23 protein-coding genes are annotated in these 25,344 nt (G+C 67.1%); 7 read left to right on the top strand and 16 right to left on the bottom strand.

The features are described from left to right. Positions 1 to 102 precede the first annotated feature (102 nt). From FHS96_RS01125 to FHS96_RS01115, 3 genes are all read left to right on the top strand, one after another. Positions 103 to 759 carry an alpha/beta hydrolase gene (locus FHS96_RS01125; RefSeq protein ID WP_025291026.1) on the top strand — a complete coding sequence of 219 codons (657 nt, stop codon included), beginning with the start codon at positions 103 to 105 and terminating at the stop codon, positions 757 to 759. A 295-nt stretch (positions 760 to 1,054) separates the two neighbouring features. Further along, complete coding sequence (locus tag FHS96_RS01120) at positions 1,055 to 1,432, top strand: MarR family winged helix-turn-helix transcriptional regulator (protein ID WP_429587402.1); 378 nt, start codon at positions 1,055 to 1,057, stop codon at positions 1,430 to 1,432. Further along, positions 1,429 to 2,244: an NAD-dependent epimerase/dehydratase family protein gene (locus FHS96_RS01115; protein ID WP_429587401.1), complete on the top strand. Its 816-nt coding sequence runs from the start codon at positions 1,429 to 1,431 to the stop codon at positions 2,242 to 2,244. Before FHS96_RS01120 ends, FHS96_RS01115 begins: the two co-directional genes overlap by 4 nt. A 7-nt stretch (positions 2,245 to 2,251) precedes the next feature. Here FHS96_RS01115 and FHS96_RS01110 read toward each other — a convergent pair whose 3' ends face one another. From FHS96_RS01110 to FHS96_RS01100, 3 genes are read right to left on the bottom strand one after another with little or no spacing between them, the layout of a single operon-like run. Beyond that, on the bottom strand, positions 2,252 to 2,914 hold the full coding sequence (locus FHS96_RS01110) for a UPF0149 family protein (protein ID WP_429587399.1): 663 nt from the start codon (positions 2,912 to 2,914) through the stop codon (positions 2,252 to 2,254). Positions 2,915 to 2,955: 41 nt separating this feature from the next. After that, positions 2,956 to 4,131 carry an MFS transporter gene (locus FHS96_RS01105; RefSeq protein WP_429587398.1) on the bottom strand — a complete coding sequence of 392 codons (1,176 nt, stop codon included), beginning with the start codon at positions 4,129 to 4,131 and terminating at the stop codon, positions 2,956 to 2,958. Continuing rightward, a complete protein-coding gene (locus tag FHS96_RS01100; protein ID WP_429587397.1) occupies positions 4,128 to 5,027 on the bottom strand; it encodes an NAD-dependent epimerase/dehydratase family protein in 900 nt (299 codons plus the stop codon). The genes FHS96_RS01105 and FHS96_RS01100 overlap by 4 nt, the downstream gene beginning before the upstream one ends. A 94-nt stretch (positions 5,028 to 5,121) precedes the next feature. Here FHS96_RS01100 and FHS96_RS01095 point away from each other — a divergent pair, with 94 nt between their 5' ends. After that, the gene (locus tag FHS96_RS01095) at positions 5,122 to 6,021 is read left to right on the top strand and encodes a LysR family transcriptional regulator (protein WP_429587395.1); all 900 of its coding nucleotides are present in this window, start codon (positions 5,122 to 5,124) and stop codon (positions 6,019 to 6,021) included. Between the two features lie 7 nt (positions 6,022 to 6,028). On the opposite strand, the gene FHS96_RS01090 is transcribed toward FHS96_RS01095, so the two are convergent. The 4 genes from FHS96_RS01090 to FHS96_RS01075 form a co-directional block, all read right to left on the bottom strand. After that, entirely contained in the window at positions 6,029 to 7,033 is a 1,005-nt protein-coding gene (locus FHS96_RS01090; protein WP_429587393.1) for an LLM class flavin-dependent oxidoreductase, read from the bottom strand. A 103-nt stretch (positions 7,034 to 7,136) separates the two neighbouring features. Continuing rightward, positions 7,137 to 8,717 (bottom strand): EAL domain-containing protein, encoded by a 1,581-nt coding sequence (locus FHS96_RS01085; RefSeq protein ID WP_429587392.1) that lies wholly within the window; start codon positions 8,715 to 8,717, stop codon positions 7,137 to 7,139. Positions 8,718 to 8,840: 123 nt separating this feature from the next. Beyond that, positions 8,841 to 9,956, bottom strand: a complete 1,116-nt coding sequence (locus tag FHS96_RS01080; protein ID WP_429587391.1) for a hypothetical protein — start codon at positions 9,954 to 9,956, stop codon at positions 8,841 to 8,843. Next, the gene (locus tag FHS96_RS01075; protein WP_429587390.1) at positions 9,956 to 10,270 is read right to left on the bottom strand and encodes a PadR family transcriptional regulator; all 315 of its coding nucleotides are present in this window, start codon (positions 10,268 to 10,270) and stop codon (positions 9,956 to 9,958) included. The genes FHS96_RS01080 and FHS96_RS01075 overlap by 1 nt, the downstream gene beginning before the upstream one ends. 93 nt (positions 10,271 to 10,363) lie before the next feature. Between FHS96_RS01075 and FHS96_RS01070 the strand changes: the two genes are divergently transcribed. Then, on the top strand, positions 10,364 to 10,504 hold the full coding sequence (locus FHS96_RS01070) for a hypothetical protein (protein WP_429587389.1): 141 nt from the start codon (positions 10,364 to 10,366) through the stop codon (positions 10,502 to 10,504). 127 nt (positions 10,505 to 10,631) lie between these two features. On the opposite strand, the gene FHS96_RS01065 is transcribed toward FHS96_RS01070, so the two are convergent. The 6 genes from FHS96_RS01065 to FHS96_RS01040 form a co-directional block, all read right to left on the bottom strand. Beyond that, a complete protein-coding gene (locus tag FHS96_RS01065; protein WP_429587388.1) occupies positions 10,632 to 12,299 on the bottom strand; it encodes a DUF885 family protein in 1,668 nt (555 codons plus the stop codon). A 50-nt stretch (positions 12,300 to 12,349) separates the two neighbouring features. Further along, complete coding sequence (locus FHS96_RS01060) at positions 12,350 to 13,519, bottom strand: pyridoxal phosphate-dependent aminotransferase (protein WP_429587386.1); 1,170 nt, start codon at positions 13,517 to 13,519, stop codon at positions 12,350 to 12,352. A gap of 153 nt (positions 13,520 to 13,672) precedes the next feature. Beyond that, positions 13,673 to 15,022, bottom strand: a complete 1,350-nt coding sequence (locus FHS96_RS01055; protein ID WP_429587385.1) for an amidohydrolase family protein — start codon at positions 15,020 to 15,022, stop codon at positions 13,673 to 13,675. Then, a complete protein-coding gene (locus FHS96_RS01050) occupies positions 15,019 to 16,404 on the bottom strand; it encodes a metal-dependent hydrolase family protein (protein WP_429587383.1) in 1,386 nt (461 codons plus the stop codon). Before FHS96_RS01050 ends, FHS96_RS01055 begins: the two co-directional genes overlap by 4 nt. A 135-nt stretch (positions 16,405 to 16,539) precedes the next feature. Beyond that, positions 16,540 to 16,935 carry a VOC family protein gene (locus tag FHS96_RS01045; protein WP_429587382.1) on the bottom strand — a complete coding sequence of 132 codons (396 nt, stop codon included), beginning with the start codon at positions 16,933 to 16,935 and terminating at the stop codon, positions 16,540 to 16,542. A gap of 94 nt (positions 16,936 to 17,029) precedes the next feature. Then, entirely contained in the window at positions 17,030 to 17,518 is a 489-nt protein-coding gene (locus tag FHS96_RS01040; RefSeq protein WP_429587381.1) for a MarR family winged helix-turn-helix transcriptional regulator, read from the bottom strand. 117 nt (positions 17,519 to 17,635) lie between these two features. Between FHS96_RS01040 and FHS96_RS01035 the strand changes: the two genes are divergently transcribed. Beyond that, positions 17,636 to 19,012 (top strand): sodium-dependent transporter, encoded by a 1,377-nt coding sequence (locus FHS96_RS01035; protein ID WP_429587380.1) that lies wholly within the window; start codon positions 17,636 to 17,638, stop codon positions 19,010 to 19,012. Between the two features lie 30 nt (positions 19,013 to 19,042). Further along, positions 19,043 to 20,203 (top strand): aminotransferase class V-fold PLP-dependent enzyme, encoded by a 1,161-nt coding sequence (locus FHS96_RS01030; RefSeq protein ID WP_429587378.1) that lies wholly within the window; start codon positions 19,043 to 19,045, stop codon positions 20,201 to 20,203. A 33-nt stretch (positions 20,204 to 20,236) separates the two neighbouring features. On the opposite strand, the gene FHS96_RS01025 is transcribed toward FHS96_RS01030, so the two are convergent. The 3 genes from FHS96_RS01025 to dnaE all read right to left on the bottom strand — a co-directional run bounded on the left by FHS96_RS01025 (position 20,237) and on the right by dnaE (position 25,223). Beyond that, complete coding sequence (locus FHS96_RS01025; protein ID WP_429587377.1) at positions 20,237 to 21,349, bottom strand: alpha/beta hydrolase; 1,113 nt, start codon at positions 21,347 to 21,349, stop codon at positions 20,237 to 20,239. 67 nt (positions 21,350 to 21,416) lie between these two features. Continuing rightward, positions 21,417 to 21,629 (bottom strand): hypothetical protein, encoded by a 213-nt coding sequence (locus FHS96_RS01020; RefSeq protein ID WP_429587376.1) that lies wholly within the window; start codon positions 21,627 to 21,629, stop codon positions 21,417 to 21,419. A gap of 117 nt (positions 21,630 to 21,746) precedes the next feature. Continuing rightward, positions 21,747 to 25,223, bottom strand: a complete 3,477-nt coding sequence (gene dnaE / locus FHS96_RS01015) for a DNA polymerase III subunit alpha (RefSeq protein ID WP_429587375.1) — start codon at positions 25,221 to 25,223, stop codon at positions 21,747 to 21,749. Between the last annotated feature and the right edge of the window lie 121 nt (positions 25,224 to 25,344).

Below are 25,344 nucleotides of genomic sequence, written 5' to 3'. Positions count from 1 at the left end.
ATTGCTTACAGGGACGACGTCTCTATATAGGCTGCCGCGCGCGTGCACAGCCCCGTGCGCATCCGGCCGGTTCCCGGTCGGCCAGTCTTGATAGCAGGTGCGATGCCCGAAGTAATTTTCCCCGGCCCGGAAGGGCGCCTCGAAGGCCGTTTCAACCCGGGTCCCCGTCCGCGCGCGCCGCTGGCGATGATCCTCCACCCGCACCCCCAGGGCGGCGGCACGATGAACAACCGCATCGTGATGGCGCTGTACCAGACCTTCGTGAAACGCGGCTTCGCCACGCTGCGCTTCAACTTCCGCGGGGTCGGCAAGAGCCAGGGCGTGTTCGACAATGGCGTGGGCGAACTGTCGGACGCCGCGTCGGCGCTCGACTGGGTGCAGTCGATCCACCCGGAAGCGCAGTCGACCTGGATCGCCGGGTTCAGCTTCGGCGCATGGATCGGCATGCAACTGCTGATGCGCCGCCCCGAAATCCGCGGCTTCATTTCAATCGCCCCGCCGGCGAACATGTATGATTTCACGTTCCTGGCGCCCTGCCCCTCGTCGGGCATCATCATCCAGGGCGACGGTGACGAGGTGGTCACTCCCGGCGCGGTCCAGAAGCTGGTCGACAAGCTGCGCACGCAGAAGCACATCACCATCCACCACGACACCATCCCGCGCGCGAACCATTTCTTCGAACATGAGATGGTCGACCTGATGGGCTCGGTGGACCGTTATCTCGATATGCGGCTGGATCCGAACTGCCCGATCCGCTGATCGGACGCAGGCGAAAGACAAAGGGCGGTGCCGATGGCGCCGCCCTTTTTCGTTGGAACCAGCCCTCTTTCGGGAACATCCCAATTTCGGGGACACAATACTAAACTCCAGCGCTGGGAAGGCCTGCGTCTGGAGTGCTGGAGTTTAGTATAGTGTCCCCGAAACATCTACGCTTGACAGATCGTCAGTATCCTAACATTATTGTCAGGTGCCTAACGAAAATCTGATATCCTCCTCGGATCGGGACGTCCTCGGTGCCTGGGCCAAGCGGTGCTACTTTGCCGGGCGTGCGTTGATGGAAGAGGCGCTGCGGCCCCACGGGCTCGGCGCGACGCAATATTATGTGCTGCACCACCTCGCCACCGCCGGGCCGACGATGCAGCGCGATCTGGCGCTGTCGCTCCAGATCGAGCGGGCGACGCTGAGCGCGATCGTCACTGCGCTCGTTGGCAAGGGGCTGGTCGGCCAGGAGCCGGACCGCGTCGACCAGCGCCAGAAAATTCTGCGGCTGACGGCCGAGGGTGAAGGGCTGCGGCATGAGCTGCCCGATCTCGGCTTCATCCGCGACGAGGCCTTTGCCGACATTCCGGACGCGGACATCGCCGTCGCCGTGCGCGTGTTGCGCACCGCGACCGAACGCCTCCACCGACGCCTCAACGGAGACAATCCATGACCATCCTCATCACGGGCGCCACCGGCCTCGTCGGCGAGCGGCTGCTGCCCCGCCTCGTCGCCGGCGGGCATGAATGCCGTGCCCTGGTCCGCGGCCAGCGGTCCTTGCCCGCGGGGGTCGCTGCCGTCGAAGGCGATCTGCTCGATCCGGCATCGCTGGCACACGCCCTCACCGGCGTTTCAGCCATCGTCCATCTTGCCGCCGTGTTCCGCACCATGGACGAGGGGCTGATCTGGAAGAGCAATCATGAGGGTACGCGCGCGCTGATCGCGGCCGTGCAGGCGCATGCGCCGACGGCACGCTTCATCATGGCGAGTACCGCGCATGTCTATGACCGCAACAATCCGCACCCCGGGCGCGAGACCGATACGGTGGCGCCAGATCTCGCCTATCCGGCGAGCAAGGTGGCGGCGGAAGACGCATTGCGCGACAGCGGGCTCACCTGGTCGATCCTGCGCTTCCCCTTCGTCTACGGCGACGGCGACGGACATCTGGGCATGCTGCCGGCGCATCTGGACGCGTTTCGGTTCCATCCGGCCCAGCGGATGAGCACGGTCCATCACCGCGACATCGCGGCCGCGATCGACCTGGCGCTGGCGGGCCGCTTCGATCGCCGGACCGTCAACATCGCCGACGAGGCGCCGACCACCATCTACGAGCTCGTCCGGCTCGCCGGCGGGACGATGGCATCCTCAGCCGCGGCCATGGACGATCCGTGGTATCTCCACATCGACGCGACGCTGGCGCGCGATCTCGGCTTCCGACCGACGGTGCGGACCGTCCACCAGGCGATGGCGGAAGGGCTGGTCTAGCTGCGGGCTAGGCGGCCGCCCCGCAGCATTTCTTGTACTTCTTGCCAGATCCACACGGGCAGCTGTCGTTGCGCCCCACCTTGTCGCTGCGCACCGGCTCGCTTCGCGCCAACAGCGGGCCGATGCGGTCGGCGCGCAGTGCGTGCAGCCCGATGACCAGTTCGGGGATCAGATCACCTGCGTCCTTGATCAGTTCGGGGTCGTAATCCTGATAATCGGGATCGATCGCGACCATCACGAACTGGCCCAGATCGTCGAACATCTCCACGACATCGGGATCATCGTCGTGCGCAAGCGCTTCCCACGCCTCGCCACGGGCGGAAAGGCCGCGGTGGAAGCCGTCCATCCACGCTTCCCAGACCAGCTTGTCGTCGTTGTCGATCACATAGATCGGCTCGAACATGTCGCGGGCGATCGCCGCGCGCACCTCGGCGGCGTGTTTCACCAGCAGTTCCTGGATCCGCGCCAGCCCCGCCGCATCGAACGACTCCGCCGGATCAGCATCGTCCGAGACGAGGCCCAGCCAGTCTTCCGGGGGGATCGGATCGGGGCTGAGCGCCACCGCGGCGAGCAGCCCGTCGACGCCGCTCAGCAACAGCGCCTCGGACTCCTCCGGGAACTGCAGCAGCAGTTCTTCGAGTTCCAGCAGATAAGGGGGTAGCGAAGCCATGATGCACGTCCTGCGATCGAATCCGTCGCCCCTTTAGCGCATCAGCACGGCTGCGCCACCGCGCGTTGCCGCGCCCCGCCGATTGCCTCCATCCCCAGCAACAGCAGCAGCGAAGCCACCGCCATCCCCGCGCCCGCCACCGCGACCGCCGGATAGCCCATCCCGGCACCGATCACCGCGCCGCCGATCGCAGCGCCCAGCGCGTTGCCCAGGTTGAACGCGCCGATATTGGTCGAAGATGCGAGGTTGGGCGCATCGCTTGCGGCCTGCATCACGCTCAACTGCAACGGCGGGATCAGCGCGAAGGTGGCGACACCCCACAGGAAGATCGAGATCGCGGCCGGCACCGCCCAGTGCATCGTCACCGCGAACAGCAGCAACAACGCCGCCAGGCTCACCAGCCCGACGATCGTCGTGCGCCGCACCGATCTGTCCGCGGCACGCCCGCCCAGCCAGTTGCCCAAGGTCAGCCCCAGCCCGAAGATCACCAGCATCGCGCTGACGAAGGCGGTGGAAGCGTGCGTCGCATCGCGCAGGATCGGCGCGATATAGGTGAAGACGGTGAACATCGCCGCCGACTGCAGCATGGTGACGGCGAGCGCGGTCAGCACGCGACGGTCCGCCATGACGCGCAATTCGCGCCGCACGTCGATCGCGCCCGCGCCCGCCACCTGCGGCAGCGCCCGGGCCAGCGCCAGCATCGCCACCACGCCGACCGCGGCGATCGCAAAGAACACCGCGCGCCAGCCGACCGCCTCGCCCACCCAAGCCGCCAGCGGCACGCCGACGACATTGGCGATGGTGAGCCCCATGAACATCGCCGCGACCGCGCCCGCGCGCCGATCGGGCGCGACAACGCTGGCGGCGACGATCGAGCCAACGCCGAAGAAGGCGCCATGGGCGAGCGAGGTCACCACCCGCGCGAACAGCAGCAGGCCATAACTGCCGGACAGCGCCGAGAGCAGGTTACCGACAGCGAAGATGCCCATCAGCAGGATCAGCAGCGTTTTGCGCGGCAGCCGCGTGGTGCCAAGCGTCATGAACGGCGCGCCGAGCATCACCCCTGCAGCATAGCCGCTGACCAGCAACCCCGCGACCGGGATGGAAACGCCGAGGTCGGCCGCCATCCCCGGCAGCAGCCCCATCGGCGCGAACTCGGTCACGCCGATGCCGAAGGCGCCGAACGAGAGCGCCACGATCGCGGGGTTCGGCTTCATGCCGCCACCACCGGCGCCAGCGCCTCCCGGATCCACGCCTCGGCGGAGCCGTGCTTGGGCGCCCAGCCCAGCGCCCGCGCGCGCTTGCCCCGCACCCGGCTGTTGGAGCCGAGCCCGAACACTGCCATTTCGCGGCCCCAGCGCGCCACCGCGACGTCCGGATCCATCGCCTGCGCATCGCCCAGCCCCAGCGTCTTGCCGATCGCCTGCACCATGTCGCGGAACGCCGATTCGCCGCTCTCGACATAGGCGAAGGTGCCGGCCGGCGCCGTTTCCAGTGCGAGCAGATAGAGGTCCGCCACGTCTGCGATGTGGACGGTCGACCAGCGGTTGAGCCCGCGACCGATATGCCGCGCAACGCCGGTTTCGCGCGCCTGCGCGATCAGCCGGGGAAGCTGCACGCTCGCCGCGTCGGGCCCGATCGGATCGCCATAGATCAGACTGTTGCACAGCACGATCGAACGGACCCCGGGGGCGTCGAGCACCGCGCGGTCGAGCGCGACGCGCGCCACCTTGTCCGGCTCGGGCGTCAGCGGTGCCGCCTCATCGAACACCGCGTCGGACGGTTCGCCCATCGCCTCGTCGCCGACGATGCTGGTGCCGCTGGTGTGGATCAGCACCTTGCCGCTGCCCGCCAACGCGCCGATCAGCGCGTCGGCCGCACCGCGATCGTCGCTGCTCGCGGCGTTGATCACCGCATCCGCCGCCCGGGCCTCGCGCGCCAGCAGTGCATGATCGTCGAGCGTGCCGAGCACCGGCACGATGCCGAAGGCGCGCACCGCCTCCACCTTTTCCTCAGACCGCACCAGCCCGCGTACCTCATGCCCCGCCTGCACAAGCCGGGTGGCGACCGCGCCGCCGATGAAGCCGCTGGCACCCGTCACGAAAACCTTCATTCCTGCCTCCATTCGCGTTGCCGCATAGATGGACCGGGGGGCCCACTCCGATTAGAGGCAGAGGTGGCGAAGCATCTTTGACTGGAAGGCACAGATGATCGGACAAGGCGGCGATCGGCCGGGCGAGATGGACATCTTCGTGCGCGTGGTGCGCACCGGCAGCTTCTCGGCGGCGGCGCGTGAATTGAAGCTGACGCCCTCGGGGGTCAGCCGCGCGATTGCCCGGCTGGAGGCGCGGCTGGGCATCCGCCTGATGATCCGCACCACGCGCACGATCAGCCTGACGCCCGAGGGTGAAACCTACCACCGCGCCGCGCTGCGCATATTGCGCGATATCGACGAGACCGAGCAGGCGATCGCCGAACAGGCCTCACCGCGTGGGCGGCTGCGGGTGAGCGTCGCCTTCACCTATGGGCAGTTGGTGATCGTGCCGCTGCTCAGCGATTTCCTTGCGCGCTATCCCGAGATCCTCGTCGACATCAGCCTCAGCGATACGGTGATCGACCTGACCGAGGGTCGCGCCGACGTGGCGATCCGGGTGGGACCGCTGGCGGACAGCGGGCTGTTGGCGCGGCGGCTGGGCGGCAGCACGCGCAGCATCATCGCTTCGCCAGACTATCTCGCGCGCCACGGCACGCCGACGCGGCCCGAGGATCTGCTCGGTCACAATTGCCTGGGCTTCAATTTCCGCCGCACCCGCACCGGCTGGCCGTTCCGCCGCGACGGCCGCGATTTCGAGTTGATGGTCACCGGCAATGTCGAGGCGAACAATGGCGACACCGTCGTCCAGCTCGCCCGCGACGGCGTCGGCATCGCGCGCGTCGGCAGCTTCCACATCCAGGCGGACCTTGCGGCAGGCCGGTTGGTGACGCTGCTGGATGCCTATAATCCCGGCGACCAAGAGCCCTTCCACGCGCTGTTCGTCGGCGGCGCGACGATCCCGGCGCGGGTGCGGGTGTTTGTGGATTATCTGGCGGAGCGGTTGATGGGGTAAAGCGGCTCTACGCCGCCACAGCCGTCCCCAGCTCGGCACCCACATCACCGATGATCTCGAACGACCGCAGCCGCTGCTGATGGTCGAACACATCCGACACGATCATCAGCTCGTCCGCGCCGGTTTCCTCGATCAGCCGGGCGAGGCCGTCGCGCACCGTCTGGCGTGAGCCGACGACGCTGCGCGCGAGCATCTGCTGCGCCTGCGCGCGCTCGGCGGGCGACCAATAGGTTTCGATATCGTCGATCGGCGGCTTGCTGAGCCCGCGCGCGCCGCGGAACAGATCAGCGAACGACATTTGCTGCGTCGTCGCGAGGCGCTTCGCCTCGGCGTCGCTCTCTGCGGCGATGACGTTGACGCCGACCATCGCATAGGGGCGCTGAAGCTGCTCGGACGGTTCGAAGCGGCGGCGATAGATCGACAGCGCCTCCATCAGCAGGTCCGGCGCGAAGTGGGATGCAAAGCCGTAAGGCAGGCCATAGGCCGCGGCCAGCTGCGCGCCATAGGTGGAGGAACCCAGGATCCACAACGGCACATGCGTGCCCGCGGCCGGCACCGCCTGTACGCGCTGGCTGCCGTCGAGGTCGCCAAAATAGGCCTGCAGCTCGCGCACATCCTGCGGGAAGGTGTCGGTGCCCGACAAGGTGCGGCGCAGCGCGCGGACCGTGATCTGGTCGGTGCCCGGCGCGCGGCCCAGCCCGAGGTCGATGCGGCCGGGGTAGAGGCGTTCGAGCGTGCCGAACTGCTCGGCGATCACGATCGGCGCATGGTTGGGCAGCATGATGCCGCCGGCGCCGATGCGGATGCGACTGCTGCCGGCGGCGATATGCGCCAGCACCACCGATGTCGCCGCGCTGGCGATGCCGGGCATGTTGTGGTGCTCGGCCACCCAGAAGCGCGTATAGCCCCAATTCTCGGCATGCGCCGCGAGGTCGCGGGCATTGTCGAGCGCCCCGCGCGCGTCGGTTTCCTGGGTGACGCGGACGAGATCGAGAATCGAGAAGGCGGCCATCGGCGAACTCCGTTTCAGCTGGCCACTGATCTATGAACGCCGGCCCCGCTTTGCCAGAGGGCACGGCCGCTAGATGGGGTCGGTGGCGCCAGAGCCACGATGCTCAGGCGACCGATCGCAGGAAGGCCGGCTCCACGCCGCCGTTGCGCTGGCGGTAGAAGGACACGAACGCATCGGCGGGCAGCGCCGGCGAATAGAGCCAGCCCTGCGCCAGTTGCACGCCGGCTGCGCGCAGATAGGCCTCCTGCGCCGGGGTCTCCACGCCCTCGGCGACGATGGTGATGCCCAGGCCGTGGGCCATTTCGATGATGTGCGGCGTCACCACGCTGGTGGCGGCGTTGCGGCCGATCGCATCGATGAACGCCTTGTCGATCTTCAGCGCATCCAGCGGCAGCGCTTCCAGCAGCGACAGGTTGGAATAGCCGGTGCCGAAATCGTCGATCGCCACCAGGTGCCCGGCGGCGCGCGCCGCCTCGATCGTGCGGCGGGCGGCCGGGGTGTTGATGAAACCGCGTTCGACCGCCTCGATCCAGATCTGCCCGGGCTGGATGCCTGAGCGCTCGAGCGCGTGCGCCAGCACCGGCAGAAAACGCCCGCTGTCGAAATCCTCCGCGGCGATGTTGATCGCGACATGCACCGAACGCTCTTCATTGAGCATCCGCGACAAATCCTCCACCACCCGCTCGATCATCAGGTCGGTCAGCTTGGAGATCAGCCCGGTTTCCTCGGCGAGCGGAATGAACACATCGGGCATCACATGCGCGCCATCGGGCAGCCGCCAGCGGATCAGCGCCTCGGCGCCCACGCATTGGCCGCTCGAAAGGTCCATGATCGGCTGGTAATTGGCGACGAACTCCCGCTTGCGGATCGCGATTGCCAACGCGTGATAAGGCGAGAGCCTGAGACGTGAGACCCAGGCGATCAGCCCGATCAGCACGACCGAGACAAGCAGTCCGATCGGCAGCAGCGCCCAGCGCTCGCCGTCGATCCGCCGCTGGAGGGAGGCGCGATCGGCGATGGCGAAGGCGATGAGCTGGTTGCCGTGCGTCGTGGCGAACAGATGATCGTCATCCGCGCCTTCGGCCACGCCGGTCACGATCTGGTTGAAGGTGTGGGCATCGACCGCGCCGGCCGCGGCGATCGGGCGCCCATCCTCGGTGGCGATGCCCAGCGTCATCGGGCGGTTGGTCAGCACGTCGACCAGCCGTTCGCGCGCGACCAGCGCGTTGTGGCTGCGGTGGCTGAGCACCACCATCGCCCCCGCACCGCTGACCTGCGGCTTCACGCTGGCGAACAGGGCGAAACCGCCGGGGCGGATCTGGTCGGGCGTGCCGTAGAGCACCAGCTTGTCGACCGTGCCCCAGCTCGTGCAGACCAGCCGCCCGTGCTGGTAATAGCCGATCTCGTCGATCGCCGGATTGTCCACCGCGAGCTGGCGCATGCGCGCGATATGCGCCGGCGAGCAATCCTGCCAGCGCTCCTGCTCGATCGCGCGCAGGCCCTGTTCGGCCTGGGTGAGATTGAGGTTCGCCCGACGCATCGTCCAGCGCGCATTGGCGGCCAGATAGTCCTGCTCCGCCTGCAGCGCGCGCTTTTCCGACATGTGCCCCGCGACGACGAGCGGCGCGATGCCGGCTCCGATCGCAAGAACGGTCGCGACGAACAGGATTTTCTTTCTGCGCATGCACCCCCACCTTGGGCCGGGTGGACGCGGCTGCGCAAGGGCAAGCCGGTGCTGCACTGCGGTGTAAAGATCAGCTTCGGATGTTTTGCGGGGGGCGCGGGACCGGCTTTGGTCCCGTGCCGCTTAACGGCTTGCGATCAGGTCGTCGGGGCGCCCGACCGTCCACCGCCGCCTTTCGGCGGTGGTCGCCCGCCCTGACGCCGTGTGCCGGGGCGGGAGATCGCTTGCGCCGGCGGCATCGGGCGACCGCCGGCGCGGCAACAGCGCCAGACACAGCGCATAACCGATGATCGCGCTGCCGCCATAACCGACCAGCGGCGTCGGATAATTGCCCAGCGCCGCCGCGAGGATAATCGCCCCCCATATCGCCCCGAACACCGCGTGCAGGTCGCGGCGGCAGCGGTCGAGCATCCAGCCGGAGACGGCGGGGATCAGCATTACAGCCAGCCCGCCGATCACCGCCGCGCCCGCCAGCGGATGGACGGCGAAGGAAGATGCGATGATGCCGTCGACATGGGGCATGGCCGGCTGGGTATCGGGCAGCAGCAACGTCACCACGAAGCCCGCGCCCGCCGCGGCGAGCGCCACCGCGCTCCACGGCCCGAAGCGGCGCAGCGCGACCACCAGCATCGCCGCCGCGAGCGCGCCCGCCATCGCCCGGTCGGGCTGTGCCGCGAGCACGCCGGCGAGCAGGATCATCGCTGCCGCGGTCACGCCGTTGCGGGCGTGGGCGAAGCCCAGTGCCGCCATCGGCACCAGCATCAGGCCGGGTTGCACCGTCACCCCGCCCAGGGCCAGCCAGCGGGTCGCGCCGTTCACCGTCTCGCCGAAGCCTAATGTGAGCGGCAGGAGCAGCGCCGCGGCCACCGCGGCCGCGGTCGCCCGCATGTGGATAGCCAGCACCGCGGCCGCCGCCAGCCCGACGGTCAGCGCGGCGAGGTTCATCTGGATATGGCGCAGCGGCGCGCCGGCGATCGCAAGATAGCCCAGCCCCAGCCCGGTCGCGACGATCGCGCAGGCTGCCGCTGTCCAGCCCGGCCGCGCGCCGGCGCCGGACAGGATCGCCTGCCCCGCGGCAAAGGCCAGGCAACCGAGTGCGAAGCGCAGCGCCTGTGCGCCATCGTCGATCGCTACGACTTCATGGCGCATCGCCTGCCCCCAGCCGTGCATCGCGGCCGGCAGCAGGCGTTCGGCGAGGCGGGCGACGGCATTGGCAAGCCGGTGGGAAAAGGCGGACATCAGGCGGACTTCCCTGCAAGCGTTGCACGGCCATCGCGCTGCGGCGACGTGACCGGATGCTGGAGTGCGAAGCGGCGGCCCGCCGGGGTCAGCCGATAGGCATGGCGTGCCGGTCGCCCCGGTTCGGCGGGCGGCTGCCACTGCGCCTCCAGATGCCCCTGCGCCTCCAGCCGGATCAGGACCGGGTAGAGCGTTCCCGATTTGACGCCGGACAGGCGCGCGAGATCATAGCCATGCGACCATCGCTCCCCCGCTTCGACGAGCAGGGCGAGCAGGGTCCGCGTTGCGAGCGATGGCGATCGGCTTCGAGTCACGTCCAATAAATCTACCTATGTAGAGTTAGAGTCAATCCTCTTGCAAACCGGGCACAGAAGCATTAGAACAAATCAGGAACGATGGAGGCTGTGATGATCCTCGACGCGATTTCCGGACGGAAGCAGAAGTTCAGACACTCGCTCGGCGACAGGCCCGAACCGCGCCCCTTCGGCGAAATCGCCGCCGGCCTCGTGGCACGACTGGCGGCGCAGGCGGAGCCGGTTCTGCATTAGGCATTGGTGTGGCTGAACGCCGCAGGGAAACCCGCTCCGGCGAAGTGCGGGAGAGGGCGTTCGGCGCATGCCGCCGGAACCGCTGCCCTGTCCCGACGCGACGCACCCGCGAGGGAAAGACGGGCATTCAGTCCCCGCGCAGCTTCCTGATCTCGCTGTCGTCCCCCGTCATCTCCCAGCGGATCAGCGAGATCGGGATCGAGCCGGCGGCGCGGAAAGCGTCGTGGAACCGCTTGATGTCGAAGCCGTCGCCCTGGTGCATCGCGACGTCGGCGAGCAGCTTTTCCAGCTCCAGCTTGCCCATATAATAACCGATGCCATAGCCCGGCTGGCGCAGATAGAGTTCGATGTCGAACTGCGCCACTGCGTCGCCCGGCTTCATCCATTTGGGCGTACGCGCAATCAGCGAGGCGTTGGCCTGCTTCCACGTCCAGTCGTTGGATTGCATCCTGAGTTCGGGCAGGATGCGCGCGGCGCGCTTGGCGCCGAGGATGTAATCCATCTCGCGCGTCTTCGGCCGATCTTCCAGCAGCCCCGCCTGCAGGATGAATTCTTCCAGATAGAAGGCCCAGCCCTCGTTGCGCAGGCCGTTGACGAAGAACAGCCGCTGCTGGCCGCGGATCGGCCGTGTGTCCCGCGCCGCCTGCAGCGCGTCGAATGCGTGGCCGGGCAGGTTGTGCGCGCGCAGCGGGCGGCCGTCGCGGAACTCGCTCTGGAAGAAGAAATGGAGGTTCAGCGGCTTGTCGAACAGGCCGGGGCGCGACGGATCCTTTTCGAACGGGAACACATAGGGCCCCTCTTCGGGGTCATGCTTCACATAGTCCGGGATGGTCATCCACTGGCCGTCGCGCAGGAAGCGCAGCAGGTCGGCATCCTCCTCGGCGCGCTTGGCGTCGAACGCCGCGCGGGTCTGCACCGGTTCCGGCATCGGGATCGCGCGGTTGCGATGCTCCTCGATCTTCAGGAACGCCACCTGCCGCTGATATTCGCGCTCGCCCAGCAGTTCGATCTGTTCGGGCGTGTAGGGCAGCAGCAGCACGTTGCGCAGATACCAGGCATAATTGTCACGCCCGACGCCGCCATGCGCGGGCAGCCCGGCCTCGATGCCCTCCAGCCAGAGCTTGAACGATGCCGCCGCCGCCTGCGCGCGCTTGGCCGGTGCGACCAGCGACGGCTGCGCCTTGGCCGCCGCCGCGGCAAGCTCGCCATAGACATTCACCTCGACCCGCTTCTGCGCGATGGCGAGGCGGGCGAGGTCACCGCGGGCATCGGTCAGGTTCACCCGCGCCTGCCGCAGCGCCTCCGGCACCGCATCCAGCCGGCGGGCAAGGTCGGCCGCCTTGTCCTTCGCGATCGGCAGCTTCGGGATGGCGATGGCGCCATGCATCTTGGGGCCGAAGCCCAGATTGGTGGTGGAATAGAAGGCCGGATCGCGCTTCCACGGCTGGACGACGCGGTGCTGGAATTCCAGACCGCGCATCTCGGCGCGGACGACCATATAATCGACGCGCTGCGCGATCGGCCATGCGCGGTCGTCGATTGCCGCCAGCCGCGCCTGGAAGCGCTGCAGTTCGGCATAGTGCCGCGCCATCGCCTGCGGCGCATAATCGGGCACATCCTTCACCACCGGCGGCGGTACGAAGGCGCGGAATTCCTGGTAGAGCGCGACCAGCGCGTCATAGCCAGCGGGGGCCTGCACGGTTTCAGCGGCGACGGGGGCCCCCGCCCCCGCCGCCGCCGCAACCATCGATGAGGCCGCGAGCAGCGCGGCAGCGAGACGCAGTGTGAACCTCATCGATGGTCCCCCCAAAACGGATGCGGCCGCCGCCGCCTAAGTGCCCGGTATCAGAGCGTGTTGAAGAAGCGCGTCAGCCGGTCCATCGCCTCGGTTACCCGCGCCTCGGATTCCGAACCGAAGCACACGCGCAGATGGCCCTCGCCCGACGGCCCGTAGAAGCTGCCCGATTCGACCACGACATGCGCCTCGTGCAGGATCTTCATCGCCAGATCCTGGGACTTGTGGCCTGTGCCGCTGATGTCCGGAAAGGCATAGATCGTACCCTGCGGCTCCGCGCAGGTGACGCCCGGCATCTGGTTGAGCGCCTGCACGACGATGTCGCGCTTGCGGCGATCCGCCTCGACCATGCCCAGCATCGCATCCTGCGGCCCTTCCACCGCGGCGCGCGCGCCTTCCTGGATGAACACGTTGACGTGGGTGACGTCGGTCATCGCCAGCCGCAGGATCGCCGGCATCAGCTTGGCATCGGCGGTCAGATAGCCGATCCTCCAGCCGTCCATCGAATAGGCCTTGGTGAAGGCGAAGCAGGTGATGGTGCGTTCGCGCATGCCCGGCAGGCTGGCGATGCTGATATGCTCGGCAGCGCCATAGGTGATATATTCATACACCTCGTCGGAAAGCACGAGCAGGTCATGCTCGATCGCGAGGTCGGCGACCTGCTGCAGCTCTTCACGCGTATAGACGCGGCCGGTGGGGTTGGCCGGGTTTACCAGCACGATCATCCGGGTGCGATCGGTGATCTTGGCGGCGATGTTCGCCTTGGAGATCGCGAAATCATTATCCTTGTCGAGCGCGGCGAACACCACCTTGCCGCCGGCTAGTTCGGTCTTGCCGATATGCTGCGGATAATAGGGATCGAGCAGGATCACCTCGTCACCCGGATCGACCGCCGCCATGAACGCCGCGAACGAGGCATGGGTGAGGCCGTTGGTGACGAGCACCTCGTCCACGCCATAATCGAGCTTGTTGAAGCGGCCGAGCTTCTCGACCAGCGCCTGGCGGAACGACAACGTGCCGCGGAAATCGCCATAATGGACGATGCCGGCATCGAGCGCCGCCTTGGTCGCCTCCTTGATATGCCCGGGCGTGTCGGCGTGCGGCCGGCCGAACTCAAGGTGGATCAGGTCGACGCCCGCAGCATCGAGCTTGACGGCCTCGTCATACATGCCGAAGCTCTTGCGCGAACCTGTCTGCAGGCGCTGTGCCGGCCACTTCATAATTGGTCTCCGATTCCAGTCCCACGCATAATTGCGTGAAAATGGGATATTTCAAGATTAAAATTAATTGAGGCGGAGTGATGGGCAATCGTTGCCCGCCGGCATCACCACACGCTTAGCCCTCTCCCGCACTTCGCGGGAGAGGGCTAAGCGTCAAAAATTCCGCCGCCTTTTCTGCGGCCCGCCGGCCATCGGCAGCTTGTCTTCATCCACCAGCGCGCCAGCCTTGATCACCGCGACGATCGCCTTGGCGTTGTTGATGTCCGCCGTCGGATCCGCGCTCAGCAGCACCGCGTCGGCGATCTTGCCGGGTTCGATCGAGCCGAGATCTTCCTCGCGCCCCAGATGCCGCGCACTGTTCAACGTCGCCATGCGGATGATCCGCGCGGGCGCGACGCCGGCGGACTGCATCAATTCCATCTCGCGATGCACCGCCGGGCCCACCGACTGGTCGGTGCCGATCGCGATGATGCCGCCGGCGGCGTCGATCTGGCGCAGATTTTCCTGCGCGATCGGCGTCATCAGCTTCATCCACCACGTCCAGCTGCGCGCCTTCCATTCGGCGAGCGTCTTGCTCTTCAGTTCGGCGATCTGCGCCTTGCTGTAGGCGGCCGCGTAGAGCGGCTGGTCGAGATATTCGGGATGCTCGACGAGGCGGCTATAGCCCTCGCCGATCGTCAGCGTAGTCGCCATCGGCGTCTTCTTCGCCGCCATCAGCCGTACGAAATCCTCGCTGATCGGCCCCTGGATCACCGGATGGGCAAGGCTGTCGACGCCGGCATAGATCGCCTCGGTCGCGCGCAGCTCGCTCGAGGTGTGCGCGGTCGTGCGAATGCCGTGCGCGTTATAGTACTGGATGATCTCTTGCATCAGATCGACCGGCAGCAGCGGGATCATCGGGCGCGATCCCCAGCCATGTTCTTCCAATGTCAGCTTGACGATGTCCGGCTTCTGCTCGGCGATATGCTTGTCGAGCGCGGGCTTGGCCTGCGGCCAGCTATCCACCTGGACGGCGTTGGCGAAGCCGTGGCTGCCCGGATAGGTGACGAGATTGCCGGTCGCCAGGATGCGCGGCGACTGGATCTTGCCGGCGCGCTCCTCGGCGCGCAGCGTCAGGATGAATTTGGCGTCGTTGCCGGCATCATAGATGGTGGTGACGCCCGAATAGAGAAAGCTCGCCAGCGCCTGCACGCCCTGGTCGTGGTTCTTCTCGGGGTTGTACGGGCCGCCGAGATGGATGTGGACGTCCATCAGCCCCGGCATCAGATATTTGCCGGTGCAATCGACATGCCTGCCGGCCACGCCCTTCGCCGCGACGGTCGGCGTCACCAAGGTGAAGCGGCCATCGTCGATCGCGACGGTCATGTTCTTCTGCACCGGCCGGCCGGTGCCGTCGACGAGCGTGACATTGTCGAGCACCAGCGGCTCGGCGAAGGCGACCGCAGGCAGCGCGAGCATGGAGACGGCGCACAGCGCGCCGCGGATGATGTGCTTGATCTTCACTGGATGACCCCCGTCGGCTGGCCGCCGCGTTTGAAAACGATGCCGTCGCGCATCACGAAATCGACGTCGAGCACCGCGCGGATGTCCTTCAGGGGATCACCGTCGAGCGCGACGATGTCCGCCGCGAGGCCCGGCGCGATCCGGCCGCGATCCTCCAGCCCGCCGGCGGCGGCGGCGTTGACCGTGCCGGTCTTCAGCGCCTCCATCGGCGTCATCCCGGCCTCGACATATTCCAGCATCTCGTAACCGTTGGTGCCGTGCGGGGCGATGCCGTTGTCGGTGCCCAGCGCGATCGGCACGCCGAGGCGGATCGCCATGCGCACCATCTTCTTGGGCTGGTCGCCAAGCTTGTAGAGCTTGGCGAGCGAGTTGGGCGCGAGATCCTTGAACGGCCCCTGCCGCACCTTTTCCGGCGTGTCGCCCACCCAGGTGATCGGCCACACCGTGGGAATCAGCCAGGTGCCGTGCTGCTTCATCAGCTTCAGGCTTTCCTCGTCCGCCCACATCGCATGTTCGATCGAGTCGTAACCGGCGCGGACGGCGGCATCGATGCCGCCCTTGCCGTGTGCGTGCGTCGTCACCTTGCGCCCCATCGCGTGGCCGGCATCGACGATTGCCTTCAATTCCTCATCGGTGAACTGCTGGCCGGTGCCGGCATCCGATTCGTCGAGCACCCCGCCCGTGACATGTACCTTGATGACGTTCGCGCCATATTTGATCGCATCGCGCACCGCGCGGCGGCAATCGTCGGCACCGTCGCACACGCCGGGGCGGTGCTGCGCCTCCATCAGGTCGCGGCGCAGGCCGTGGACGTCTGCATGGCCGTTGGTCGGGCTGATCCCCTCCCCCGCCGCGACGATCTTGGGGCCGGCGACGATGCCGTCCCGCACCGCATCGCGCAGCGCGAACAGCGAGTCGCCCGGCGAGCCGAGGTCACGCACCGTGGTGAACCCCGCCATCAATGTGCGGTTGGCGTTGGCATAGGCGGCAAGCGCGAAATATTCGGGGCCTTCGCGCAGCCGCGTCATCGGATTGCGCGCCGCGCCGCCGGAACTGAGGTGGACGTGCATGTCCATGAAGCCGGGCAGCACGAACTTGTCCTTGAGGTCGATCACCGCGGTGCCCGCCGGCAGCCCCAGTGCCGCCGCATCGGCATAGCCGCGCTGGACCGAGCGCACCGTGCCGTCCTGCGTGACGATGGTCGCCTCCGCCATCGCCGGCTGGCCCGGCACCGCGAGCAGATGGCCGGCATGGATGATGGTGACCGCGGCGACCGGCGCCGACGGGTGCGCGGGCGTACCCGGCACCGGCGTGGTCTCGGCCGGCGCGGCGCCGGCGATGAGCAGGGCAAGCGCACTTGCGCCCGCCAGACGAAGAAGCATGATAACGACCCCCGCTTGGTACGGCTCAGCGGACGCTATCGCGGATCGGGCGCAAAGCAAATATGAAAATGGATATGAAAGTGAGATTTGGGGAGGAGGCGTTCAGCCCCTGCCCTTCAGGGGAGGGACTCAGGATCACTCGATCCACTCGAAAAACTCGATCGTATACCCTTCCGGATCCTGCACCTTGAACTCGATCGTCAGCCCGCCGCCGCCGCTCTGCAGCCCCTCTCCGGTACCCGGCACCTGATAGCGGAACAGCCGTTCGTGCCATTGCTGCAGCGCGCGCGTCTGGATGGAGAGGATCGCGCCCTTGTTGGTGCCGGGGATCGGGCGCTGGCTGCCGAAGCCCTCCCCCACCAGCGCGAGCTGGCTGCCTCCGTGCACGCGAAACAGGCTGAGCCCGTCGAAGGCGAGCACCTTTTCGAACCCGATCACCCGTTCGTACCAGTCGGTCGCCGCCGCGAGATCCTGATAGTAGAACATGGTCAGCACCCCGTCGATCGGCGGGATCGGCAGGCGCTCGGTCATCGGCGTTGGCATGGCGGCGTGGCTGGCCGGGGCAGTCTGGGCATGGCCACCTTTAGGGCAAAGCGAAGGCGCCGCTGTCAATCATGCAGTGCGCTCAATCATAGAGTTCGATGTTCCGCTCGATCAGCCGCAGCGTCTCGCGCAGCGCGTCCAGCCGCGCCGGCTCCAGCCCGTCGAGCGCCATCTTTTCGTGGCGATAGGCGGATTCGCGGATGCTGTCGAAGGTCTCGGCGCCCTTCGCGGTCAATGTGATGTCGGTCATCCGCGAATCCCCCGCAGAGGTCTGGCGCGCGACCATCGCATCCTGTTCCAACTGCACCACCACGCGGCTGACCGTGGGCTGTTCCATCAGCGTATGCTCGACGATGCCGCTGATGCTGAGCGTGCCATAGGAGCGCAAAACGCTGAGCACGCGCCACTGCGAAAGATTGATCCCGATCGATTTGAGCCGTCCCTGCAGTCGGACGTTCAAACGATTGGTCACGCGATAAAGCTGATACGGCAGATAATCATCCATCCACCGGTCGCCATCGGCGAGCGTCTTGCCGGCGACACTGCGCGCCGATCGTGAATCCTTGGCCATGAGAACGCGATCCTTCATCCTCTCGGCCACGTCAATCTCATGCCGCCGCGACAAAATCTATATGCAAAAGGATATATATTTGCATATAGACCGACATGTGAAGAACAGGGGAACGGCATGACGGACGCAGGCGAAGGCGCGAATCGGGAGGTCTGGACCTCCAAGCTCGCCTATCTCTATGCCACGGCGGCCGCCGCGATCGGGCTCGGCAGCCTGTGGCGCTTCCCCTATGTCGCCGGTGCCAATGGCGGCGGCGCCTTCGTCATCCTCTATATCCTGTTCGTCGGCCTGATCTGCCTGCCGATCATGATCGGTGAGATGGCGGCAGGTCGTCGCGGCCATGGCAGCGTGATCGGCTCGATGCGCCGGCTGGTGAGCGCAGAGGGCGCCTCCCCCGCCTGGCTGGCGATCGGCTGGCTCAGCCTGATCATCCCCTTCTTCGGACTTTCCTATTACAGCGTCGTCGCCGGCTGGGGGGTCGATTATGCGCGCCTCGCGATCGCGCAGGGCTTCACCGGCGTCGACGCCGACGGTTCGCGCGCGATCTTCGAGCAACTGATCGGATCGCCGTGGCGGCAGGTCGCGTTCCAGGGCGCGTTCATCGCTGCGGTCGCCTTCGTCGTCGCGCGCGGCGTGCGGCGCGGGATCGAACTGGTCTCGAAGATCAAGATGACCGCGCTGTTCGTGGTGCTGCTCGGGCTGGTGCTCTACAATGCGGTGACGGTCGGCCTCGGCCCGTCGCTCAACTTCCTGTTCTACCCCGATTTCAGCCAGATGACCGGCACCGGCGTGCTCACCGCGCTCGGCCAGGCGCTGTTCTCCACCGCGATCGGCGTCGGCGTGCTGATGACTTACAGCGCCTATCTGCCGAAGGGCGTTTCGCTGCCGCAGTCCGCCGCCCTTGTGTCCGGCTCGGTGATCTTCATCGCGATGATGGCCGGCCTCGCGATCTTCCCGTCGGTGCTGTTCTACGGCCTGGAACCGACCGAGGGCCCCAACCTGATCTTCGTCACATTGCCGGTCGCGTTCGGCGGCATGCCGGGCGGCCGCATCGTCAGCATCGCCTTCTTCGGGCTGATCGCGCTGGGCGCCTTCACCACCGCGGTCGGCATGCTCGAACCCGTCGTCGCCTGGTTGATCGAGCGCACCGGCTGGCGCCGCGCCCCGCTCGCCTGGCTCACCGCCGCGGCGATCTATGCCGTCGGCCTGCCCTCGATGCTGTCGTTCAATCTGCTGAAGGATGTCCACCCGCTCGGCTTCCTGCCGCCTTTCGCCGGCAAGACCTTCTTCGACGTGCTCGATTTCGGCATCGCCGACCTGCTGCTGCCGCTCAACGCGCTGCTGATCGCGCTGTTCGCCGGCTGGGCGATCCGCCGCACGATCACCCCCGCCGAAACCGACCTGCCGCCCGCCGCCTATCGCATCTGGCACTTCGCCGTCGCGATCATCGCGCCCGCCGCGATCGTCGGGTTGATGATCCACATCCTGGCCTGAACCCTTATCCCTCTCCGGAGTATCCGTCCCGTGCCCCTGATTGCCGATCTCGACGCGATCCGCGCGCGCTTCGCGTCGCTGCCCGACCTCGCTTATTTCAGCAGCGGCTCCTACGGCCTGCTGGCGGACAGCGTGCGCGCGGCGATGGTGCAATATCTCGACGATCGCGTGGCGAGCGGCGCGGACTGGGGCGAATGGGTCGGCCGGCTGGAGCAGGTGCGCGGCCAGGTCGCGACCTTGTTCGGCGTCGATGCGGACGAGATCGCGATCACCGGCTCCGCCTCCGCCGGCATCAACGCGCTCGCCAGCGCGTTCGACTATGCGGGGCCGCGCAACAAGGTGGTGCTTTCCAACTTCGAATTCCCCACCAGCGCGCAGATCTGGCACGCGCAGGAAGTGGCCGGAGCACGCATCGTCCATGTCGCCGAGGATCCGGAAGCGATCATCCCGCTCGCGGCGTTCGAGCAGGCGATCGATGACGAGACCGCGGTCGTCGCGATCTCGCACATCTGCTACCGTCATGGCGGCAAGATTCCCGACGCCGACATCCGGGAGATCGTCCGCATCGCCCATGCGCGCGGCGCGATCGTGGTGCTCGATTGCTACCAGTCGGCCGGTTCCGGGCGCATCGATCCGCGTGCGCTGGGTGTCGACGTCTGCGTCGGCGGGATGCTCAAATATCTGATCGGCACCGGCGGCATCGGCTATCTCTACGTCCGCCGCGATCTGATCGAGCGCCTGACCCCGCGCACCACCGGCTGGTTCGCGCAGGCCAATCCGGATGCGATGAACATCTTCGCCAACGCCCCCAGCCCCACCGCGCGCCGCTTCGAGGGCGGTACCCCGCCGGTGCCCAGCCTTTATGGCGCCGGCGCGGGGCTGGAAATCATCCTGGAACTGGGGATCGACCAGATCGGCGCGCATGTGCAGGCGATCACCCGATTGGCGCTCGACCGCCTCGCGGCCGAGGGCATCACCGTGACCACCCCCGACGACGACAGCCGCCGCGGCCCGCTGATCGCGATGCCGACCTCGGACGAGACCCGGCTGGTGGCGCTGCTGGCTGAGGAAAAGGTGATGACCTCAAGCCGCGACGGGAAGATCCGGGCGGGGTTCCATTTCTATAACGATGAGGGTGACGTGGAGCGGCTGGTCGCGGCGCTGGTGCGGCATCGGGGGTTGCTGGGGTAAAGGCTCCGCGCGGCGCATAAGCCCCCTCCCCCGCTACGGCGCCACATCCCCCGCCTTCGCCGCGATCGGCCGCGCATAGGTCACCAGCGTCGTCAGCAGCTTGCCCGGCTCCTCGCTGGTGATGTGATGCCCCGATCGCTCGAACCAAACCAGCCGCTTCTCCGGCGCCTTCACCCGCGCAAACCATTCGGCAGCGACCGTACTCGACACATTGATGTCGTGTCGGCCGAGCAGCAGGATCAGCGGCGTCTCCAGGCTTTGGATGGACGAGAGATCGGTGGCGAGGACGCGCGGCAGCAGCGCCTCGGTCACCGCGGGCTGGCCCTTGAACGCGTTGCGGACATCCTCGTCGCTATAGTCGGGTGAGAGCCTGAACGCCGCCGCCTCGAAATCGCCGCCCGTCCGCAGCCACGCCGCGCCGCCATAATGGCCCAGCCATTTGCGCTGGAGCAGGATCGCCGGCACAGGGATCGGCGCGCTGCCCCCTCCATAGGGTGCGATCGATTGGAGGTCGCGGATCGCCGCCTGATTGCCCTCGGCGCGCGCCTGCGCCATCGTCCACGCCCAGCCGCGCCGCTCGCTTTCAGGGCCATCCACCGCCTGCCCCATGCCGATATAGGCGTGCAGCCATTCGGGATGCGCCGCCGCCAGCTTCAGCCCCAGCACGCTGCCCCAGCTATGGCCGAGCACGAACAATTTGCGCTTGCCGAAGCGTTTGAGCGCCCATTGCACCACCTCCTCGGCATCTGCCTGGAAACGCTCGGGCGTCAGGCTCGCGGGGTCGTTCGCGCCGCTGGCGGTGAAGGTCTTGCCGGCGTTGCGCTGATCCCAATGGATGACCGTGAAATATTCGTCCCACCCGCGATCCCACCACCAGTCGAGCGGCATTTCGACAAAGCCGGGGCCGCCATGGACATAGATCAGCACCGGGTTGCGCAGATCCTGGCTGCGGATCGAAACGACCTGGTCGATCCCGCCGATGCGGACGGTCTCCACCGCCTGCAACCCTTCCGGGCTGACGATCCTGCGCAGGTCCGCGATGATCTTCACCGCCTCCTGCCGGTTGTGCGGTCCCACCGGCGGCTGCGCGGCGGCGGGCGCGGCGACCAGCGACAGCAGGGCGAGCAGTGCGGGGGCTTTGGTCATCCTGTCCTCGTCGTTCCGGGCAAGCGAAGGCTGTGCAATATACTGCACCGCTCTATTGTGCCACAGCTCAGCCGCTATTCGCGGCCTGCCGTAGCCCCAGCCAGGGCGGCAGATGGAACAGGCTCATCAGCGCATACATCGCGGTCATCGCGTCGACGGGCACGATGCCGGCACCGCCGCACAGCGCCGGGCGCGCCGGGTCAGCCGCGGTGGCAAGCGCCAGCAGCGCGAAGGTGGGTGATGCCGCCAGTCCCAACCAGCGTGCCGCCGTGGATGCCATTGCCACAATCCTCTCCGCCCGGTGATCGCGCGCCGATCCTACGCCCAGCAACCAATGGGCGGGAGTGACAATGCTGGCGGGATTTGCTGCGGGCACGCCGGCGCCCGCGCGCAAGGATCAGGAAACCAGCGCGAGCTTGGGCGGGTCGGTCGCCTGCAGGCTGACATCCTCGATGCCGTCCAGCCGCTCGATCCGCGCGGCGAGTTCGGCATCGAGCAGATAATCCCGTCCCAGCCGCAGCCGCGCTTCCTGGCCATCCGCCATCATCGTGCGCACGATGATCTCGCCGCGGCCCCCGCGCTGCCCCTCCAGCATCGTCGCCAGCGCCAGCGGCGCCGCCGGGTCGGAAACGGCGACGGTCAAGGTCAGCCGCGCATTGTTGGCGAGCGTCTCGAAAGGCTGGATGCGGCGCACCGCAACGCGCGGCGTATCCTCGCCCGGCCGCCGGTCGAGCTCCACGGTCAGCAGCGCGCAGCCGCCGTTGCGCGCGGCTTCCTCGATCTGCTTGGCGACCTCTTCCTCAAAGCAGCTCGCCATGAACTGGCCGCTCTCGTCGGACATGGTCGCGAGCAGATAGCGCCGCCCGCGCGCGGAGGTGCGCCAGCGCGCATCCTCAACCAGGCCGGACATGATCGCACCGGTGCGGCAGGCCTCCGCCGGCGCGATGATCGAGGCAAGCTGCGCGAAGCTTTGCGCGCCATGCGCGCGCGCGACGTGGCTGTAGCGATCGACCGGATGCGCGGAGAAATAGAAGCCGAACGAGTCCTTCTCCTTCGCCATCCGCTCCGCCAGCGTCCAGTGCGCGTTGCGCGGCATCTTGATCTTGGCCACCGCGGCGTCCCCGCCGAACAGCCCGCCCTGCCCGCTGGTCCGCTGGGCATGGGCGCTGCTGGCGATGGCGAGCACGGTTTCGCACACCGCGTGCATCCCCGCGCGATCGGGGCAGATCGCATCGAACGCACCGCCGCCGGCGAGGCTTTCGAGCTGACGGCGATTGAGCACGCCGGGATCGACCCGCGCCGCGAAATCGTCGATCGACTTGTACGCGCCGGTCTTGTCGCGCTGGTCGACCAGCGCTTCCATCGCGCGTTCGCCCACGCCTTTCAGCGCGCCCAGCGCATAGCGCACCGCGAAATCCTCACCATGCGGCTGCACGGTGAACTCGGCCTCGCTGCTGTTGATGCAGGGCGGCAGGCACGGCACGTTCATGCGCCGCATATCGTCGACGAAGATGTTGAGCTTGTCGGTCTGCGCCATGTCGAAGCACATCGAGGCGGCATAGAATTCATGCGGGTAATGCGCCTTCAGCCACGCCGTCTGATAGGCGAGCAGCGCATAGGCCGCAGCGTGGCTCTTGTTGAAGCCATAGCCCGCGAACTTGTCGATCAAGTCGAACAGTTCGTTGGCCTTCGCCGCCGCGATGTCCTGCTTGGCGCAGCCATCGACGAAGCGCTGGCGCTGCGCGTCCATTTCCGCCTTGATCTTCTTGCCCATCGCGCGGCGCAGAAGGTCGGCGTCGCCCAGCGAATAGCCCGCCAGGATCTGCGCGGCCTGCATCACCTGTTCCTGGTAGACGAAGATGCCGTAGGTTTCGGAGAGAATGCCTTCCAGCAGCGGGTGTGGATATTCGATCTGCTCGCGGCCGTTCTTGCGCGCGCCGAACATCGGGATGTTGTCCATCGGGCCCGGGCGATAGAGCGAGACGAGCGCGATGATGTCCCCGAAATTGGTCGGCCGTACCGCCGCCAGCGTGCGCCGCATGCCTTCGGATTCGAGCTGGAACACGCCGACCGTGTCGCCCTTCTGGAGCAGCGCGTAGACGCCCTCGTCGTCCCACTCCAATCCTTCCAGGTCGACCCTGATGCCGCGCTTGGCGAGCAGCGACACCGCCTTCTGCAGCACCGACAAGGTCTTGAGGCCGAGAAAGTCGAACTTCACCAGACCGGCACCCTCGACATATTTCATGTCGAACTGGGTAACCGGCATGTCCGAACGCGGATCGCGGTAGAGCGGCACTAGCTGGTCGAGCGGGCGATCGCCGATCACCACGCCGGCGGCGTGGGTGGAGCTGTGGCGCGGCAGGCCTTCCAGCTTCATCGCCAGATCGAACAACCGCTTGACCTCAGGCTCCTTATATTCGGCCGCCAGTTCGGACACGCCGTTGAGCGCGCGATCGAGCGTCCACGGGTCGGTCGGGTGGTTGGGCACCAGCTTGGCGAGGCGATCGACCTGGCCATAGCTCATCTGCAGCACGCGGCCGGTGTCCTTGAGCACGGCGCGCGCCTTCAGCCGCCCGAAGGTGATGATCTGCGCCACATGGTCGCGGCCATATTTGGCCTGCACATAGCGGATCACCTCTTCGCGACGGGTTTCGCAGAAGTCGATGTCGAAGTCGGGCATCGAAACGCGTTCCGGGTTGAGGAAGCGTTCGAACAGCAGGCCGAGTTTCAGCGGATCGAGATCGGTGATGGTCAGCGCCCAGGCGACCACCGAGCCGGCGCCCGAACCGCGGCCCGGCCCCACCGGGATGTCATGATCCTTCGCCCATTTGATGAAGTCGGCGACGATCAGGAAATAGCCGGGGAAGCCCATCTGGATGATGATCCCCAGCTCGAATTCGAGCCGCTCGACATAGGATCTGACCGCGGCGTCGTCGGCGATGCCGGCGCGTTCCAGCCGGCGCATCAGGCCGGCATGGGCATCCTCGCGCAGCTTCAGCGCCTCGCCCTCGCGATCGCCGGCAAGGCTGGGCAGGATCGGCTTGCGCTTGGGCGCCGCCACGGCGCAGCGCTGCGCGACCACCAGCGTGTTGGCCAGCGCCTCCGGCAGATCCTCGAACAGCAGCCGCATGTCCTTGTAGGGCTTCATCCACGCATCGGGTGAGCTCTTGCGGCGTTCGGTGGCGTCGACATAGGCGGAATCGGCGATGCACAGCATGGCATCGTGCGCGGGATGGAAATCGGCCTCGGCGAAGCAGCACGGGTTGGTCGCGACCAGCGGCAGATCGCGCGCATAGGCGAGCGCGATCAGTTCGGGTTCGGCCTGGCCCTCCACCTCGTCCAGCCGGCGGGCGATCTCGATATAGAGGCGGTCCGGGAACAGCTTCTGCAGCCGATCGCAATAGGCGAAGGCGCGATCATGCTGATAGTCGGCGAACAGCCGCGTCAGCCCACCCTCACCGCCCGCGGTGAGCGCGATCAGCCCGTCGGTATGGCCTTCCAGCGCCTCGAAGCGGACATGCGCCTGTTCCTCGACCGGCCGGTCGAGATGCGCCGCGGAGACGAGCCGGCAGAGATTGTCATAGCCCTGCTCATCCTGCGCATAGAGCGCCAGCCAGTCATAGGCGGGCGCGGCACCATCGGGATGATCGGGCCGCGCCACGCACAGCATCGTGCCGATCACCGGCTGCACGCCCGATGCCGAGCAGCCGTCGCTGAACGCCATTGCGCCGTAGAGGCCGTTGCGATCGGTGATCGCCGCCGCTGGGAAGCCGAGCTTGCGCGCCTGCTTGGCGATGGCCTTGGGGTCGATCGCCCCCTCGAGCATGGTGAACGCGGAGAAAATCCGAAGCGGTACGAACGGCGAATGCGACATCTACGGATTATGGGCCCGCCAACCGATTCTGGAAAGGGCATGCATCGCGGATGCGGCAAGGCCTGTCGGTCACCAGCCTACAAGATCGATACGAAAGCGTAACAGGCAAACTTGTCAGGGC

This window comes from Sphingomonas zeicaulis, assembly GCF_050433225.1.
Taxonomy (GTDB): Bacteria; Pseudomonadota; Alphaproteobacteria; order Sphingomonadales; family Sphingomonadaceae; genus Sphingomonas_D; species Sphingomonas_D zeicaulis.
The sequence above is the reverse complement of the archived record's forward strand: the minus strand, read 5'-3'. Positions and strand labels throughout refer to the sequence as shown.

Coding starts and splice junctions, on each gene's coding strand:
- FHS96_RS01125 (WP_025291026.1), top strand. CDS start 103: ATGCCCGAAGTAATTTTCCCCGGCCCGGAAGGGCGCCTCGAAGGCCGT.
- FHS96_RS01120 (WP_429587402.1), top strand. CDS start 1,055: ATGGAAGAGGCGCTGCGGCCCCACGGGCTCGGCGCGACGCAATATTAT.
- FHS96_RS01115 (WP_429587401.1), top strand. CDS start 1,429: ATGACCATCCTCATCACGGGCGCCACCGGCCTCGTCGGCGAGCGGCTG.
- FHS96_RS01110 (WP_429587399.1), bottom strand. CDS start 2,914: ATGGCTTCGCTACCCCCTTATCTGCTGGAACTCGAAGAACTGCTGCTG.
- FHS96_RS01105 (WP_429587398.1), bottom strand. CDS start 4,131: ATGAAGCCGAACCCCGCGATCGTGGCGCTCTCGTTCGGCGCCTTCGGC.
- FHS96_RS01100 (WP_429587397.1), bottom strand. CDS start 5,027: ATGAAGGTTTTCGTGACGGGTGCCAGCGGCTTCATCGGCGGCGCGGTC.
- FHS96_RS01095 (WP_429587395.1), top strand. CDS start 5,122: ATGATCGGACAAGGCGGCGATCGGCCGGGCGAGATGGACATCTTCGTG.
- FHS96_RS01090 (WP_429587393.1), bottom strand. CDS start 7,033: ATGGCCGCCTTCTCGATTCTCGATCTCGTCCGCGTCACCCAGGAAACC.
- FHS96_RS01085 (WP_429587392.1), bottom strand. CDS start 8,717: ATGCGCAGAAAGAAAATCCTGTTCGTCGCGACCGTTCTTGCGATCGGA.
- FHS96_RS01080 (WP_429587391.1), bottom strand. CDS start 9,956: ATGTCCGCCTTTTCCCACCGGCTTGCCAATGCCGTCGCCCGCCTCGCC.
- FHS96_RS01070 (WP_429587389.1), top strand. CDS start 10,364: ATGATCCTCGACGCGATTTCCGGACGGAAGCAGAAGTTCAGACACTCG.
- FHS96_RS01065 (WP_429587388.1), bottom strand. CDS start 12,299: ATGAGGTTCACACTGCGTCTCGCTGCCGCGCTGCTCGCGGCCTCATCG.
- FHS96_RS01060 (WP_429587386.1), bottom strand. CDS start 13,519: ATGAAGTGGCCGGCACAGCGCCTGCAGACAGGTTCGCGCAAGAGCTTC.
- FHS96_RS01050 (WP_429587383.1), bottom strand. CDS start 16,404: ATGCTTCTTCGTCTGGCGGGCGCAAGTGCGCTTGCCCTGCTCATCGCC.
- FHS96_RS01045 (WP_429587382.1), bottom strand. CDS start 16,935: ATGACCGAGCGCCTGCCGATCCCGCCGATCGACGGGGTGCTGACCATG.
- FHS96_RS01040 (WP_429587381.1), bottom strand. CDS start 17,518: ATGGCCAAGGATTCACGATCGGCGCGCAGTGTCGCCGGCAAGACGCTC.
- FHS96_RS01035 (WP_429587380.1), top strand. CDS start 17,636: ATGACGGACGCAGGCGAAGGCGCGAATCGGGAGGTCTGGACCTCCAAG.
- FHS96_RS01025 (WP_429587377.1), bottom strand. CDS start 21,349: ATGACCAAAGCCCCCGCACTGCTCGCCCTGCTGTCGCTGGTCGCCGCG.
- FHS96_RS01020 (WP_429587376.1), bottom strand. CDS start 21,629: ATGGCATCCACGGCGGCACGCTGGTTGGGACTGGCGGCATCACCCACC.
- dnaE (WP_429587375.1), bottom strand. CDS start 25,223: ATGTCGCATTCGCCGTTCGTACCGCTTCGGATTTTCTCCGCGTTCACC.